Raw genomic sequence first — 16,187 nt, 5'->3', positions numbered from 1 at the left:
TTTGTTTGTAAAGGATTAAAATGCACGTACTGGTAACAGGTGGAGCCGGTTATATTGGTTCTCACACAGTTCTTCAGCTTTTGAACGAAGGCCACCGGGTATCGGTTTTAGATAATTTTAGTAATTCTTCGCCAGAATCAATTCGACGGGTAATGGGACTGTCGAATTTATCCGTTGATGTGTATCGAGTTGACCTGTTGGACGAAAAACTCGTCAATAATACGTTGACAAGTGTCAAACCTGATGCAGTGATCCATTTTGCTGGTTTGAAGGCCGTTGGGGAATCAGTCACTGAACCACTTAAGTACTACCGAAACAACGTGACGGGAACGCTTAACCTGTTAGACGGAATGGAGGTTGCGGGGTGCCGTACGTTGGTGTTTAGTTCTTCCGCCACGGTCTATGGTGAGTCAATCGCCCTTCCGTTGGTAGAGGAAACCCCTAGAAGTGCGACTAACCCCTACGGGCGCACTAAGTTACATATCGAGGAGATGCTTGAGGAACTGGGTGCATCTGACAGTCGTTGGTCAATTGCCAATCTCCGTTACTTCAATCCTGTTGGTGCCCATGAGTCTGGGCAAATTGGCGAGGATCCACAGGGCGTCCCCAACAATCTCATGCCGTACGTTGCGCAGGTGGCAATCGGACGACGTGACAAGGTGAGCGTTTACGGTGGTGACTACCAGACTCCAGACGGCACGGGGGTAAGGGATTATATTCACGTCGAGGATTTAGCCGCTGGTCACCTAGCAGCTCTGGACTATCTTCAGACGACTACTGGAGTGCACGTCTGGAATTTGGGTACTGGGGCCGGATCTAGTGTGTTGGAAGTAATCGAGGCGTTCAAGCGGGTTTCTGGTCAGCCTGTGCCATTTGAAATCGTCGCCCGGCGAACCGGTGACGTTGCCGAAAGTTACGCGAACGCTGAAAAGGCTCGACTGGAGCTTGGTTGGAAGGCTGAGCGAGGACTTGAACAAATGGTTCAGGATATGTGGAGGTGGCAGAAAGACAACCCAATGGGTTTCGAAGCGGATCACCTTCTTGAACTATCTGACGAAGAGCTGGCTGCTTACTTACAACAGCGGTAGCCGATGGTCACTGATCCGTGCTGTGGGGCTATAGACTGTTGATCATGCGCATAGCGAGATTTGTAGTTGATGGCGATCCTATGTACGGCGTCGTCGACGAGAACGAAATTCATGTTTTGGCCGGAGATCCGTTCTTCCAAGGAATCAAAACCACCGGTGCAACCCACAGCTTGGATGATGTCCGATTGGTCGCGCCGATCATTCCGCGCTCCAAGGTCGTCGGTTTCGGACGCACCTACCGGGATCACGCCAAGGAGCTGGGTAACGAGGTTCCTGCAGAACCGATTATGTTCCTCAAGCCCAATACCTCGGTTGTTGGCCACGGGGATCCGGTGACGCTACCGTCCTTCTCTGATGAAGTGTCCTATGAGGGCGAACTGGCAGTGGTCATTGGACGCATCTGCAAGGACGTGCCTGCCGATAAGGCTCAAGATGTGATCTTCGGCTACACGGTGGCCAATGATCTCACCGCCCGTGATGCTCAGCGCAACGATCCCCAGTGGGGTCGCGCCAAGGGATTCGACGGCTCCTGCCCACTGGGACCTTGGATCGAAACTGAATTGGCGGATCCTGATGACGCCGGAATCATCACGCGCGTTAATGGTGAAGTTCGTCAGGACGGATCGACCAACGAGATGATCTGGCCGGTTAACGAACTTGTCGCACGCGCATCTGAGGCATTTACCCTTCTTCCTGGTGACGTCATTATGACTGGAACACCAGCTGGAGTCGGCTTGGTCGAAGCCGGGGATGTCGTTGAAATTGAAGTTGAGGGCATCGGTTCATTACGAAGCGTATTTAGGCGCTAGGTTCCCGATGTCGGAAATTCAACTGTAAAGTTGCTAACTACCACCAACTTGCCATCATCAAATTGGTGGAACCGCACTGGCTCTCGATCATTTATGTGATCGGGAGCCTTGCGTTTTAAATGCAACTTTGTGCGTCAAAGGCATAGAATGAAGACATCATGATTGATCTATCGCTGATTCCTGAAGTAACCGAAGAAACCCCGGTTCGCGTCCGCTTTTGCCCATCACCCACCGGCACGCCACACGTTGGCCTAATCCGTACGGCCCTTTTCAACTGGGCCTACGCGCGTCACACCGGCGGAAAGATGATCTTCCGCATTGAAGACACTGATGCAAAGCGTGACTCGGAAGAAAGCTACAACCAGGTGCTAGAAGCATTGGGCTGGTTGGGCATCGACTGGGACGAGGGCGTGAACGTGGGCGGACCCCACGAGCCGTACCGTCAGTCGCAGCGTGGTGAAATCTACCAAGACGTCATTGCTAAGCTTCGAGCAGCAGGACATGTTTACGAGTCATACTCGACTCCTGAGGAAGTTGAAGCTCGTCACAAGGCAGCAGGCCGCGATCCAAAGCTTGGCTATGACAACTTTGATCGTGAGCTCACCGATGAGCAGAAAGCTGCATTCAAGGCCGAAGGTCGTGAGCCAGTTTTGCGCGTCCGCATGCCAGACCACGATGTAACTTTCAATGACCTGGTTCGCGGAGAGATCACCTTTAAACCTGGCACTGTGCCGGACTACGTAGTAGTTCGTGCCAATGGTCAGCCGCTATACACCCTGGTTAACCCAATCGATGATGCTCTGATGGGTATCACCCACGTACTGCGTGGTGAAGACCTTCTGTCTTCCACTCCGCGACAGGTCGTTTTGTATGCACTGCTCCATGACATTGGAGTCGCGCGGTACATGCCACGCTTTGGACACCTGCCTTACGTCATGGGGCAAGGTAATAAGAAGCTGTCCAAACGTGATCCAGAGTCAAGCTTGTTCTTACACCGTGATAATGGATTCATCCCTGAGGGCCTACTGAACTACTTGGCTCTTCTGGGATGGTCACTGAGTGCTGATGAAGATATCTTCTCTCGTGACCAGCTCATTGAAGCTTTTGACGTCAAAGACGTCTTGTCTAACCCAGCACGCTTTGATGTGAAGAAGGCTGAAGCCATCAACGGTACGCATGTTCGCATGCTGGAGCCAAAGGACTTCCGCGACCGTTTGGTTCCATACCTGCAGGCTGCACAACTTGTTGGTGAAGAACTGACCGCACGCGAAAATGAGATTTTGGATCAGGCTGCTCCACTGGTTCAAGAGCGTATTGCCTTGTTGGGTGAAGCTACCGACATGCTTGAATTCCTCTTCAAATCTGATGATCAGATCGCGATCGCTGACAATGCCCTCAAGGGGATGCCGGCTAACCTCGTAGAGGTCGTTGATGCATCCGTTGAGGCCTTGGAATCTGTCGCTGAATGGAACGCAGAACAAATTCAGGTAGCACTTCGAGCGAAGTTGGTTGACGAGCTGGCATTGAAGCCTCGCCAGGCATTTGGACCGGCCCGAGTCGCAATCTCCGGAAAGAAGGTTTCGCCTCCTCTCTTCGAGTCGATGGAGATCTTGGGACGCGAGTCTAGCTTGAGCCGACTGCGTGCGTTCGGCGAGAGCCGCTAGCGAGAACTAGTTAAGCACCGCACCGAGTCGTCATCCCGGGTGTCACAAATGAAATTTGTGATATCCGGGATGACCTTTGTATGGGTACGCATGACACTTGCTCTCGCAAATTCACTTAACGGTGCTTATCGGGATGGTGCGCCAATTCACAGAATTGAATTGCTTCTTTGAAGATGCGGGTTCCTATCTAGTAGGACGTAATTCCGTGTAATGACGCATGTTGCCTCTTGAAATCCGAGTGTTGGTTTCGATTTGTGTAGCGAAACGACGGACTGTATAGTTGTATCTCGTGCTACGGGAGTGGTGCTAAGCTGGCTTCGGCTAATTTCAGCAAACTCCCAAGTCACCTTGGGATATGGTGTAATTGGCAACACAACGGTTTCTGGTTCCGTCATTCTAGGTTCGAGTCCTGGTATCCCAGCGCTTCATCAAAGTAATTTGATGAGTTGAAGATTCGTCTTCAGCATACGGCCCCATCGTATAGCGGCCTAGTACTCCGCCCTCTCACGGCGGCAACACGGGTTCGAATCCCGTTGGGGTCACCATTAAAACCACGGAGAGATCCGTGGTTTTTTCTTTTACCCCAAAAACCCACACTAGGTTCTCTGTAATCACGACTGCCATAAGGCAAGATAGTGCACATGGAGTCGAATTCTGAATTGAGCGAGAGCGCAGCAGTTCAGGCTGCTAGTGGTAATGAATTCAGCAGCGCTGCTACCCACAACCTCGCTGAACTGCGAGATGCACTCAGTAGTCTCGTCTTTGTTCATCATCCATCCGCGCCGGTGTCTCAAAGCGAAGAGCTTCGGGCCAAGACTTTGCACCAAATCTCTGACTACCTTTTGCCGCGAGTTTCCAACTTGGGCGCTCCACTGCTGGCAGTGGTTGGTGGCTCTACGGGCTCAGGGAAATCGACCTTGGTGAATTCTTTGTTGGGGGAGCAAGTCAGCATTTCGGGCGCAGTACGACCGACAACGCGAACGCCTGTCTTGGCATTTAATCCGTCGGATCAGTTATTTTTTGAATCAGAACGGGTTCTGCCCGAATTGTCTCGGGTCACAGGGCAGGGTTTTTCCGTTAGCGGTGACAGCTCTCGAAATGATGCGTTGCTTATGACGCCACACAATCAAGTTCCACAAGGTTTGGCCATTTTGGATGCGCCAGATATTGATTCCGTCTCTGATGACAACAGAGCTCTGGCTGGGCAATTACTGAATGCCGCGGATCTATGGATTTTTGTGACAACAGCAAACCGATATGCTGACGCTCTGCCATGGGATCTGCTAACCGATGCTGGAGTTCGCAACATTACTGTCTGCGTGGTGCTCAATCGTGTCCCGCTTGGCGCCGAAAAAGATATCGTTCCTGATTTGCGTAGGCTATTAGCCGAAAAGAATCTTGACTCGTCATTACTGCACGTACTGAACGAAACACAGTTGAGTGAAAACAAGCTCATTCCTGCTGACCAGGTGGCCCCGCTCTTGAAATGGCTCAGCGACCTAGCCGCAGACGCGACCAAGAGGCAACAACTAGCAGCGCAGACACTTGAGGGCGCGATGCGCCGGACCACCGCGGATGCAGGAGAACTTCTAGCCGAGGTTCAAGATCAAGAAGAACAACTGGCAGAACTTCGTCAGCTAACTGACGATCGATTTAGTCAAGCGCTATCGAGAATCAACGAGGGGTTAGACGATGGTTCACTTCTTCGCGGGGAAATCTTGGCCAGATGGCAAGATTTCGTCGGGGCAGGGGAGCTGCTTCGCGGCATTGAAGGAGCGGTAGGACGAGTACGTGATCGTATTGGGGCGTTCTTCTCCGGACGGCCAGCAGCGACTCACAAAGTAGAACAAGCCATTGAAACCGGCCTTCATACCGTCTTTATTGCCGAAATCACCAAAGCCTGTCACGACATCGACAGATCATGGAAAAACACTCCCTTGGGGCAAGCGCTTCGGGACGAACTCATGTCACCACGACCGCCCGCAGACTTAGATGAGCAAGCCGCTGACAGCGTTCGACTGTGGCAAAAAGATATTCTGGAGATGATCCGAGAAGAGGGTGCCGGTAAGCGCAAGACCGCGCGTATGGCCGCATTTGGTGTCAATGGCGTCGCCGTGATCCTGATGGTGGTCGTGTTTGCCTCCACCGCTGGACTCACCGGTATTGAAATTGGCATCGCCGGGGGCTCTGCGGTAGTCGGACAGAAGCTTCTTGAAGCGATTTTTGGCGAGGATGCTGTGCGCCGTATGGCCACCCGTGCGAGGAAAATGCTTGATGCTCGTGCCAAGGTATTGATTGCGAGCAGCTCTCAGATTTACACAAATGAAATTGACGCACACTGCCAGCCAGAAGTCGTCGAAGCATTAGAAAGCGCTACGCAGAGCCTGAACAGCAAAGGGGCCCGCAAGTGACAGAACGTAAAGTAGTTCGGGCAGTGAACGGTTTAGACCAACAAGTCAACAGCGTCGTTCAGGCTATGCAACTGGCCGAACCGTATCTTGATACCGAGAGTATTGATCTAGCCGCTGCCGTCATTAACAAAGCAGAATCGCGTAGACAACTATCGTCTGAACATGTAGTCGTCGGGCTGTTCGGCGCTACCGGTAGTGGAAAGTCCACACTCTTTAATGCCTTGGTTGGCCAGAAGCTGGCAACCACAGGCGTCATCCGTCCAACCACCACGAAAACTGTCGCTGCCATATGGGAAACAGCGGGCGCCAATGAGCTATTGGACTGGCTGGAAGTTACTGACCGACACGTTATTGAAAAGTCGGTGGAAGGTAAAAGGCGAGCCTCCAAACAGACCTTAGACTCCGGCCTCATGCTCTTGGACCTTCCCGACATGGACTCAACAAGAGTGGAGCACCACGAAATCGCCAACCGTCTTGTCGGACAAGTGGATTTCCTAGTGTGGGTGTTGGATCCACAAAAATACGCTGATGCTTCTATTCATCACGGATATCTAAATTCTTTGCGTAGCCAACAAGGAAATATTGTCATCGTCTTGAACCAGATAGACAACATTGCGGAGTCAGATCGGAAAAACGTGGTGAATTCGCTACGTGAAATCTTGGCATCCTCCGGTTTGGAGCGATTACCTGTCATCTGTGCATCAGCCGTGACCGGTGAAGGCCTCGAGGAAGTTCAGCGGCAGATTGCCGCGGCATCGAAAAACAAAGCGTTATCGACTCGTCGTTTACGTTCCGACGTTGATCAGGTAGTCCACAAGCTTCACGCTGATCTGAGTAGTGAAAAAGCCTATCTTCCAGGTCCAATGCATCAAGCGGAGCTAGAACGGACAATAGCTAATGCTCACGGAGCAATGTACATTGCTGATGCCGTAGAGACTTCCTACAAACTTCGCGGCGCGAAACGTACTGGGTGGCCACTGACTTCTTGGCTGACTCGGTTACGTAATGATCCGCTACAGCGGATGAATCTTGGACGAGGCAAACAAACTTCAGAGCTGTCTATTACCTCTCGCCCTGACCTCTCTGTAGCTGAATCGGCGGCAATTGATCACAGCATTGATAAGTACGTAGCTGAGGCCACGAACCAGTTGCCAGAGAGCTGGCATGACCCGATCAGAGAAGATGTCAATAGTCGGGTCTCGTCACTAGATAACGCCGTAGATGCAGCCATTGCAGGCACACCTCTGGGATTGGAACGATCATCGTGGTGGTGGCCGGTGATCAAATTTGTTCAGTGGATCGCTCTGTTGGCGGCTCTAGTTGGTGCACTGTGGCTGACTGCTTATCCTGTCGCGACGTACTTCCAATTTGAACTCCCAGAGGCGCCGAGAGTTGAAGGAATTGCCGTCCCAACGTTGCTTCTGATTACCGGAGTGCTCCTTGGAATCGTTCTTGGCATAGGGTGCTCATTCGTCAATCGAATAGTGGCTAAAGTTAAACGTAGAAAAGCGTTGAAGAACATTGAACGTTCTGTGTCAGGTTTGGTTCGGTCTGCAATTGTGGACCCGATAGATCAGTACCTGAACACATACAACAGTTATGCCGAACTCATAAGCTCGGCAGCGAAGAAAGCCGAATAGAACTCCGTGACTAACTTTCAATCTGAAGCTACGGTTGGCGACTTGGGCGAACAAGGAATACTTGACGCTATTTTGCCACTTCTCGATTCAAGCAAAGCCAGCTTGGGTCCAGGAGACGACGCTGGCGCGTTGCGCGTGCGAGGAGAAGAAGTTCTCGTCTCGGTGGATACACTCGTTGAAAATCAGGACTTCAGATTGATCTGGCCCAGTGGGCAAGAACATAAAGCCTATGACATCGGGTGGAAGTCCATTGCCCAAAATGTCTCTGATATTAACGCCATGGGCGGTAAAGCTACCGGTGCCGTCATTTCCTTGTCATTGCCTGAAGGCACTGAGCTTGATTGGGTAAAAGACCTCGCGCAGGGCGTCACTGACGCCATCAAATATCTTGGCGCGCAGGAGCTTACCGTGCTTGGTGGCGATCTTGGCAAGGCATCGGAAATTTCGGTAACCACCACGGTCCTCGGCGAAACTGAACATGGCAAAGTGTTGCGTAGCGGTGCCCAACCTGGAGATCTAATCGCCATCGCTGGCCATGTGGGTGATGCCGGAGCTGGTTTAGATGTCTTAGAACATCACGGTGATTCGGCTAAGTGGAACAGGGCGGTGCGACGTTTAGTCGCCGGACAATGCAGACCAACACCTCCTTTGGGCTCTGGGCCCCGAGCAGCGGAATCAGGTGCGCATGCACTGATGGACGTTTCAGATGGTCTGATCCGAGACGGCTCACGGTTGGCGAAAGCCAGTGGCGTGAGCATTGATTTTGACCTTCAGGTACTGGCTAAATTCGCTGAACGTCTAAAGCCCGCAGCCAACCTAACCGGGCATGACCCAATGAAGTGGGTGCTGCACGGCGGGGAAGACTTTGGCCTACTTGCGGTTTTCGGGAAGGACTCGAAAATCCCCGAAGAATTTACAGTTATTGGCAAAGTGACTGCTCGAAGCGGCCGCCGTTCCTTGGTGACGGTGAATGGCAAACCTGCGGCTGCTAAAGACGGGTTTGACCACTTTAGCTAAGGCTGGACCGCTGCAAAGTTTGATCCTTAGACTTGATCGTTTTGAACGCGCAGTAGTTCCGAGAGTTCGTGGGCAGCGCTGGTAACTGCTTCATGATGGATTTTGCCCGGCTGCCGGGTTAATCGTTCAATCGGACCCGACAGGGACAGCGCTGCAATTACTCGGCCAGACTGCCCTCGAACCGGGGCGGAGACGGAAGCGACGCCAGGCTCACGTTCACCAAGAGACTGTGCCCATCCGCGGCGACGAACGCCGGCTAGGATGGTGGGGGTGAAGCGGGCATGGTGGAGACCATCAACCATGCGTTCATTGTCTTCCCACGCGAGGAGGATCTGGGCCGCGGAGCCGGCCTTCATTGACAGTTGAGTTCCAACTGGAATGGTGTCACGCAAACCAATGGGGCGTTCGGCGCTAGCGATGCAGACGCGGAAGTCTCCCTGCTTGCGGAATATCTGTGTGCTCTCACCGGTGATATCGCGTAGTTTGATCAAGATTGGTCCAGCCGCACTGACAAGGCGGTCTTCACCGGCGGCGCTTGCCAACTCCACGAGGCGGTTGCCCAGCTCAAAGCGGCCATGCATGTCTCGACCAACTAGACCGTGGTGCACCAATGATTGCGCAATGCGGTGCACAGTGGGTCGTGAAATGTCGGTGAGGTCCACAAGTTGAGACAGGGAAGTGGGCCCATTCTCAAGTGCATTGAGAATAGCCGCTGCTTTATCGAGTACGCCGACACCGCTACCAATAGTCATAGTCTCAGTATTGCGTCTCATTATTTGAGATTCAAGTCCGCATACTGGAAAAGACGATCTGTGAAGTGTCAAAGTTGAACTAACACAATTACGTAGCTTGAGGAGTGTGTCGCATGTCCGCCATGCAGTCGCCCCAGACATTGGCAGAAAAAGTATGGAACGCACACGTTGTGTCTCCAGGCGAAGGCGAGGGCGAAGCCCGTAAGCCGGATTTGATCTACATTGATCTCCACCTATTGCACGAGGTAACCTCGCCGCAGGCCTTCGAAGGGTTGCGTCTAGCTGGTCGCCAGCTCCGTCGTCCCGACCTGACCATTGCGACAGAAGATCACAACACTCCAACACTTGAGATTGATAAGCCGATTGCTGATCTGACCAGTCGCACGCAGATCAATACCTTGCGTGATAACTGTAAGGAATTTGGTGTTCGCCTGCACTCGCTGGGCGATAAAGAACAGGGCATTGTTCACGTTGTTGGTCCGCAGCTGGGTCTGACCCAGCCTGGTATGACCGTGGTGTGTGGTGACTCGCACACCTCAACTCATGGAGCTTTCGGTGCGTTGGCTTTTGGTATCGGCACCTCTGAAGTTGAGCACGTCATGGCTACTCAGTCTTTGAGCTTGAAGCCATTCAAGACCATGGCCATCAACGTTGAAGGCACCTTGAAGCCCGGTGTTACCTCAAAGGATATTATCTTGGCCGTCATTGCCAAGATCGGTACCGGCGGTGGCCAAGGCTACGTTCTTGAATACCGTGGTTCTGCAATTCGTTCGCTGTCCATGGACGCACGCATGACTATCTGCAACATGTCCATCGAGGCCGGCGCACGTGCTGGCATGATTGCGCCGGACGAGATCACCTTTGAATATGTGAAGGGCCGCCCTCACGCACCAAAGGGTGAAGATTGGGATGCGGCTGTTGCCGACTGGAAGAATTTGCATTCTGATGAAGGCGCAACTTTCGACGCTGAAGTCTTCCTGAACGCTGATGAGCTGGAGCCGTTTGTTACCTGGGGCACCAACCCGGGCCAGGGTGTTTCTCTGTCACAGAACGTTCCTTCTCCTGAAGATTACCAAGATGAGAATGACCGTAAGGCATGTGAACGCGCGTTGAACTACATGGGCCTGACAGGCGGAACGCCAATGAAGGACATTCGTGTGGACACCGTATTCCTTGGCTCCTGCACTAACTCTCGCATGGAGGACCTGCGTGCCGCTGCTGCGGTCATCAAGGGGAAAACCAAAGATCCGAACGTACGGATGATTGTCGTTCCTGGATCAGCTCGTGTTCGACTCGAAGCAGAAGCAGAAGGGCTGGATCAGGTATTCAAGGACTTTGGAGCCGAATGGCGCTTTGCAGGCTGCTCGATGTGCCTAGGCATGAACCCAGACCAGCTGGAAGAAGGGGAGCGTTGCGCCTCAACCTCCAACCGAAACTTTGAAGGCCGCCAGGGTAAGGGTGGACGAACCCACCTAGTTTCCCCTCTGGTCGCTGCAGCAACCGCTGTACGTGGAACGCTCTCCTCGCCAAGTGACCTGGCCGCATCTCCGGTCGCAGTCTAGAAAGGATTACCACCATGGAAAAGATTCTTACTCATACCGGCATTGGTGTCCCACTGCGTCAGAGCAATGTGGATACTGATCAGATCATCCCTGCCGTTTACCTCAAACGTATTACGCGTACCGGGTTTGAAGATGCCCTGTTCGCTGGCTGGCGCCGGGATGAAAATTTCATCCTGAACCAGGCACCATACAACAAAGGCTCCGTGCTAGTTGCTGGCCCGGACTTCGGCACCGGTTCCTCTCGCGAGCACGCAGTGTGGGCGCTGAAGGACTATGGTTTCAAAGCTGTCATTTCGGCGCGCTTCGCCGATATCTTCCGTGGAAACTCCGGCAAGCAGGGCCTGGTTGCCGCCGAAGTGGCGCAGGGTGATATCGAGTTGATTTGGAAGGAACTGGAGAATAACCCAGGCACTACGGTAAGTGTGGACCTTGAATCACGCACCGTTCAGTGTGGATCGATTTCTGCACCGTTCCAAATTGACGACTACACTCGCTGGCGTTTGATGGAAGGCCTCGACGACATTGGCCTGACCTTACAGCAAGAAGATGCCATCACCGCTTACGAAGCTAAGCGTCCTGAGTTCAAGCCAAAGACCTTGCCTGCTCAGACGGCTGGATAATTCTCTAGAATGATTCAGGAATAATAGGTCCGTTCTTCCCCGTTCATATAGGTGAAGAACGGACCTACCTTTCTTTAAGGACGCACATACCGTGCGGGAGGGTTGACGTGGCTGAAAGCCTGCTCACAATGTGTGCGCCACACGATCACCTGAACGTACCAAGAGGTAGATAAGCGGTATGCTTGCTAAGTCCTGCCAGTTCGAAAGCTGAACAGCTTCGGCGGGCGATAACGACTACGCGATGAGGTAATTCATACATGGGTAAGATCTTGACGATCCATGGTGGTGTCCCACTTGAGGGCACCGTACGAGTCGGCGGAGCGAAGAACCTAGTGCCAAAAGCCATGGTTGCTGCTCTGCTCGGTGACACTCCTTCGGTTTTGCGCAACGTACCGGAGATTAAAGATGTCGTTGTAGTACGCAGCTTGCTTGAAATCCACGGAGTCAAGGTTGATCAGGACCCTACCACCGGTGACCTTTCGCTGGATCCAACCAACGTGAAAACCGCTTCAAATCAAGCAATTGATGCTCACGCAGGTGATTCACGTATTCCAATTCTTTTCTGTGGCCCGCTAATCCACGCACTGGGTGAAGCTTTCATTCCAGACCTTGGTGGTTGCCGCATCGGTGACCGTCCAATTGATTTCCACCTTGAAGTTCTTCGCGAATTCGGTGCGGTCGTGGACAAGGCACCTGATGGCATCCGCATTTCGGCCCCTAACGGCCTGACCGGTGCCAAGCTGAACCTGCAGTACCCAAGCGTTGGAACTACCGAGCAGGTATTGCTCTCGGCAGTACGCGCTAAGGGTGTAACCGAGGTCAGCAACGCTGCTATCGAGCCAGAAATTCTAGATCTGATCTCACTGTTGCAGAAGATGGGCGCCATTATTTCTGTACACCGTGATCGGGTCATCCGAATTCAGGGCGTAGACAAGCTCACCGGTTACGACCACACTTCGCTTCCAGACCGCAATGAAGCCGCTTCGTGGGCATCCGCAGCGCTGGTTACCAAGGGTGACATCTTTGTAGAAGATGCGCAGCAGCGTGACCTGACCGCCTTCCTGCACGTTTACCGCCAGATTGGTGGCGAATTCGAGGTCAAGTCCAATGGCATTCGTTTCTACCACCCAGGCGGAGACCTGAACCCACTGATCCTAGAAACTGACGTTCACCCAGGCTTCATGACTGACTGGCAGCAGCCATTAGTTGTCGCTCTGACTCAGGCTAAAGGCGTCTCAGTCATTCACGAGACCGTGTACGAGAACCGTTTTGGTTTCACCGACGCGCTAGTTCGCATGGGCTCAACTGTGCAGGTTCACACCGACTGCCTCGGTTCCACCCCTTGCCGTTTCGGTCAGCGTAACTTCAAGCACTCAGCAGTTGTCGTCGGCCCAGCAAAGCTCACCGGCGCGGACATTGATGTGCCAGATCTTCGTGGCGGTTTCTCACACCTGATTGCTGCGTTGGCTGCTGAAGGTACTAGCCGTGTTACCGGTATTGAGATCATCAACCGTGGATACGAGCACTTCATGGAGAAGCTGCAAGGCTTGGGCGCCAACGTCGAGCTAAGCAACTAACTAAGGGGATCTAGCGCGTGGTAAAGATCCTGGCACCCGGTGAATCTACTGGCACCAAAATTGTCTTTTCTGTCTTGGCTGGAATTGTCCGTTCGGGCATGAACGTTTTGACTGGTAGGTCGTGGAAGGGGTTTGATTCTCTTCCCGAAGGTGGTTACATCCTGTGCCCTAATCATTTGACGGAAATTGATCCGTTGGTGGTGGGCCACGCGGTATATAGCAACGGCAGGCTTCCACGGTGGCTGGCCAAGGAATCGTTGTTTAAGGTTCCGGTACTGGGCTGGTTCTTGAAGAAAACTGGACAAATTCCAGTGACCCGTAGCTCAGCTACCGCTGGTGAGTCTTTGAGAGCCGCCCAGAAGGTTCTGGATGCTGGGGGAGTTATCATCATTTACCCCGAGGGTACTCTGACCCGGGACCCCAATTTATGGCCTATGATCGGTCGCACCGGTGCAGCGCGTCTAGCGCTGCAGACCGGTGCGCCGGTCGTTCCGATGGCGCACTGGGGCGATCAAGAACTTTTGCCACGGTATTCCAAGAAAATGTATCTCTTCCCCCGCAAACATGTCACCGTTTCCGTCGGTGCTCCGGTAGACCTAGATGATTTGCGGAATGGTCCTCGCACTCGCACCGTTCTTCAAGAGGCCACAGATCGCATCATGGATGCGGTTACTGATCTTCAGTCTGAGCTGCGCCAGGAGCAAGCTCCTCCCGCACGTTGGGATCCAACTGAGCACGGCCAAGCGCAAACTGGACGTGGCTTCGAAAAGCCAGAAAACTAAACGACTTCATCATCACTTTCTAGAGGACAGAACATGACAAAGCCGCTTCCACGAAAAATTGCCGTGATGGGTGCAGGTAGCTGGGGGACCACGTTCGCCAAGGTGCTCGCAAATTCTGTGGCAGAGCAAAACGTCCCTGTTCAGATTTGGGCCCGTCGTGAAGACGCAGCTGCAGAAATTAATGAGCGTCACACCAATTCGCGGTACCTTCGCGAGACCAAGCTGCCCGCAAATATTTCTGCTTCTTCAGATCAGCGTGAAGTTCTGGCTGACGCTGACCTCGTGGTGTTGGCAATTCCAGCTCAGTCGCTACGTCAGGAACTGGCTTCGTTTATGGAACACTTCGAGCCGGGAACGGTTTTGCTTTCTTTGATGAAAGGCCTGGAACGCGGCACCGACCTGCGCATGAGCGAAGTAATCGCCGAGGTCACAGGATTTAACGAAGCACAGATCGCAGTGCTGTCCGGGCCGAATTTGGCTATGGAGATTGCTCGTGAGCAGCCAACTGCCTCGGTGGTAGCCTGTACCGATTCCCAAACAGCAGAATGGATTGCTGAACTTTGTTCAGCTCCATACTTCCGTCCCTACACCAATGACGATGTCTTGGGTGTTGAACTCGGCGGAATTGTCAAAAACATCATTGCGCTTGCAGTTGGTATGTGTGATGGCATGGGCATGGGCGACAATACTAAGTCAACAGTTATCACTCGTGGTCTCGCAGAAACTACTCGCCTGGTGCTGGCGCTCGGTGGACGCTTGGATACACTCGCGGGACTATCTGGTCTTGGTGACCTCGTTGCTACTTGCTCTTCCTCCCTTTCCCGCAACAACACAGCTGGTCGATTGCTGGGACAGGGTCTCTTCCTAGAAGAAGTCAATGACCGTATGTCTCAGACTGCAGAAGGCATTAAGTCTGCTCGTGCTGTCTTTGACCTAGCGCAAGCTCACAAGGTCGAAATGCCAATTACCGAAGCAGTGGTCATGGTGCTTGAAGGTACGCTAAGTGTGGAGAACATGGCAGCGCGACTTCTTTCGCGTGAATTGAAGTCTGAAGGAGAACAGCAGTAATGGTCGATCGTAAACTTCGTGTACTACTTCTTTTCGGTGGCCGTTCGTCTGAACACTCCGTATCTTGCGTCACCGCCGCGGGCGTTATGCACGCTATTGATCGCAAACGCTTCGAAGTAATCCCCGTGGGAATTACTCGTGATGGCGGCTGGACTCTGCTGGATAAGGATCCAGAAGGTTGGGCGCTGGATTCAGGACAGCTTCCAGAAATATCCACGGTTGATCACCCAGTGCAACTTTCTCCTGAAACAGACAAAACTTCTCTGCAGTCATTGACCGGCTCAACCATCGCAGACGTTGCAGATGTGGACGTTGTTTTCCCACTGTTACACGGCCCATTCGGTGAAGACGGTTCGATCCAAGGAATGCTGGAAACTGCCGGCGTTCCCTACGTTGGTTCCGGAATTGCTGCCAGCGCCATGGGCATGGACAAGCACTTCATGAAGGTGGTCTTTGAAGGCGCCGGTTTTAACGTTGGCCCTTATGAAGTCATTACTAATAAGCAATGGCTTCGCGATAGTGAATCTGCACTAGAACGCTGCCAGCGTCTTGAATACCCGCTTTTCGTTAAGCCTGCTCGCGCAGGCTCTTCGGTGGGAATCACCAAGGTGGATGTTCCTTCCGATTTGCCGGCGGCAATCGACTTTGCTCGCGCAGAAGACCCCAAGGTCATCGTTGAGCAGGGCATTGTTGGCCGAGAAATCGAGTGTGGTGTTCTGGAAGGCCGCGGTAGCTCAGCTGCACGGGCCTCGATGCCGGGCGAAATTGCCGTGGCGGATAACGGGCACACTTTCTATGACTTTGAAGCAAAATACGTTGATGGCACCGCGGCGAAACTGAGCTGCCCTGCCCAGCTCAGTGAGCAAGCAACTCAAGAAATTCGTGAACTTGCTGTCAAAGCCTTTGATTCCTTAGACGCTGAGGGTCTTTCTCGCGTTGATTTCTTCTACACCCCAGAAGGTGAATGGATCATCAACGAAATCAACACCATGCCTGGCTTCACTCCATCCAGCATGTATCCACAAATGTGGGCCAAGACGGGCATTGAGTACCCGGAATTGATCAATGAACTGATCGCATTAGCGACCGAACGCAACGTTGGTCTGCGCTAGGCGGTAATTAACATTCAATAAAAAGGCGAGGATACGAAATTTTGAACTGCTCCCCGAAAGTTGGACTGAAAAAGTCAACAACTTT

The 16,187-nt window shown here is 52.8% G+C and carries 13 protein-coding genes and 2 tRNA genes; 14 read left to right on the top strand and 1 reads right to left on the bottom strand.

Going from position 1 to position 16,187, the window contains the following annotated elements:
- The first annotated feature begins 20 nt into the window (after positions 1–20).
- The 8 genes from galE (at position 21) to thiL (ending at position 8,629) form a co-directional block, all read left to right on the top strand.
- Entirely contained in the window at positions 21–1,088 is a 1,068-nt protein-coding gene (gene galE / locus FJV47_RS06620; protein ID WP_159611285.1) for a UDP-glucose 4-epimerase GalE, read from the top strand.
- A gap of 44 nt (positions 1,089–1,132) precedes the next feature.
- Complete coding sequence (locus tag FJV47_RS06615; protein WP_159611283.1) at positions 1,133–1,897, top strand: fumarylacetoacetate hydrolase family protein; 765 nt, start codon at positions 1,133–1,135, stop codon at positions 1,895–1,897.
- Between the two features lie 158 nt (positions 1,898–2,055).
- The gene (gene gltX, locus FJV47_RS06610; protein WP_159611281.1) at positions 2,056–3,561 is read left to right on the top strand and encodes a glutamate--tRNA ligase; all 1,506 of its coding nucleotides are present in this window, start codon (positions 2,056–2,058) and stop codon (positions 3,559–3,561) included.
- A 349-nt stretch (positions 3,562–3,910) separates the two neighbouring features.
- A tRNA-Gln gene (locus FJV47_RS06605) sits at positions 3,911–3,982 on the top strand.
- A 48-nt stretch (positions 3,983–4,030) separates the two neighbouring features.
- Positions 4,031–4,106 (top strand) — tRNA-Glu (locus FJV47_RS06600).
- 96 nt (positions 4,107–4,202) lie between these two features.
- The gene (locus FJV47_RS06595; RefSeq protein ID WP_159611278.1) at positions 4,203–5,972 is read left to right on the top strand and encodes a dynamin family protein; all 1,770 of its coding nucleotides are present in this window, start codon (positions 4,203–4,205) and stop codon (positions 5,970–5,972) included.
- Complete coding sequence (locus FJV47_RS06590; protein WP_159611276.1) at positions 5,969–7,612, top strand: GTPase; 1,644 nt, start codon at positions 5,969–5,971, stop codon at positions 7,610–7,612. The genes FJV47_RS06595 and FJV47_RS06590 overlap by 4 nt, the downstream gene beginning before the upstream one ends.
- Before the next feature lie 6 nt (positions 7,613–7,618).
- Positions 7,619–8,629 (top strand): thiamine-phosphate kinase, encoded by a 1,011-nt coding sequence (gene thiL / locus FJV47_RS06585; protein WP_159611274.1) that lies wholly within the window; start codon positions 7,619–7,621, stop codon positions 8,627–8,629.
- Between the two features lie 26 nt (positions 8,630–8,655).
- Here the strand turns inward: thiL and FJV47_RS06580 are convergent, their stop codons facing one another.
- Positions 8,656–9,381, bottom strand: a complete 726-nt coding sequence (locus FJV47_RS06580; protein WP_159611272.1) for an IclR family transcriptional regulator — start codon at positions 9,379–9,381, stop codon at positions 8,656–8,658.
- A 122-nt stretch (positions 9,382–9,503) separates the two neighbouring features.
- On the opposite strand from FJV47_RS06580, the gene leuC reads away from it, so the two are divergent.
- The 6 genes from leuC to FJV47_RS06550 all read left to right on the top strand — a co-directional run bounded on the left by leuC (position 9,504) and on the right by FJV47_RS06550 (position 16,102).
- Positions 9,504–10,943, top strand: a complete 1,440-nt coding sequence (gene leuC, locus FJV47_RS06575) for a 3-isopropylmalate dehydratase large subunit (RefSeq protein ID WP_159611765.1) — start codon at positions 9,504–9,506, stop codon at positions 10,941–10,943.
- A 14-nt stretch (positions 10,944–10,957) separates the two neighbouring features.
- Positions 10,958–11,563, top strand: coding sequence for a 3-isopropylmalate dehydratase small subunit (gene leuD / locus FJV47_RS06570; RefSeq protein WP_159611270.1), 606 nt, complete (start codon positions 10,958–10,960; stop codon positions 11,561–11,563).
- 257 nt (positions 11,564–11,820) lie between these two features.
- Positions 11,821–13,140: a UDP-N-acetylglucosamine 1-carboxyvinyltransferase gene (murA, locus tag FJV47_RS06565; RefSeq protein ID WP_159611268.1), complete on the top strand. Its 1,320-nt coding sequence runs from the start codon at positions 11,821–11,823 to the stop codon at positions 13,138–13,140.
- Positions 13,141–13,157: 17 nt separating this feature from the next.
- Positions 13,158–13,922: a 1-acyl-sn-glycerol-3-phosphate acyltransferase gene (locus FJV47_RS06560; protein WP_235026382.1), complete on the top strand. Its 765-nt coding sequence runs from the start codon at positions 13,158–13,160 to the stop codon at positions 13,920–13,922.
- Between the two features lie 33 nt (positions 13,923–13,955).
- Positions 13,956–14,990, top strand: a complete 1,035-nt coding sequence (locus tag FJV47_RS06555; RefSeq protein ID WP_200831968.1) for an NAD(P)H-dependent glycerol-3-phosphate dehydrogenase — start codon at positions 13,956–13,958, stop codon at positions 14,988–14,990.
- A complete protein-coding gene (locus FJV47_RS06550; protein WP_159611266.1) occupies positions 14,990–16,102 on the top strand; it encodes a D-alanine--D-alanine ligase family protein in 1,113 nt (370 codons plus the stop codon). Before FJV47_RS06555 ends, FJV47_RS06550 begins: the two co-directional genes overlap by 1 nt.
- Positions 16,103–16,187: the final 85 nt, after the last annotated feature.

Origin of the sequence: Glutamicibacter sp. JC586 (assembly GCF_009805585.1) — a bacterium.
Taxonomy (GTDB): domain Bacteria; phylum Actinomycetota; class Actinomycetes; order Actinomycetales; family Micrococcaceae; genus Glutamicibacter.
The sequence above is the reverse complement of the archived record's forward strand: the minus strand, read 5'-3'. Positions and strand labels throughout refer to the sequence as shown.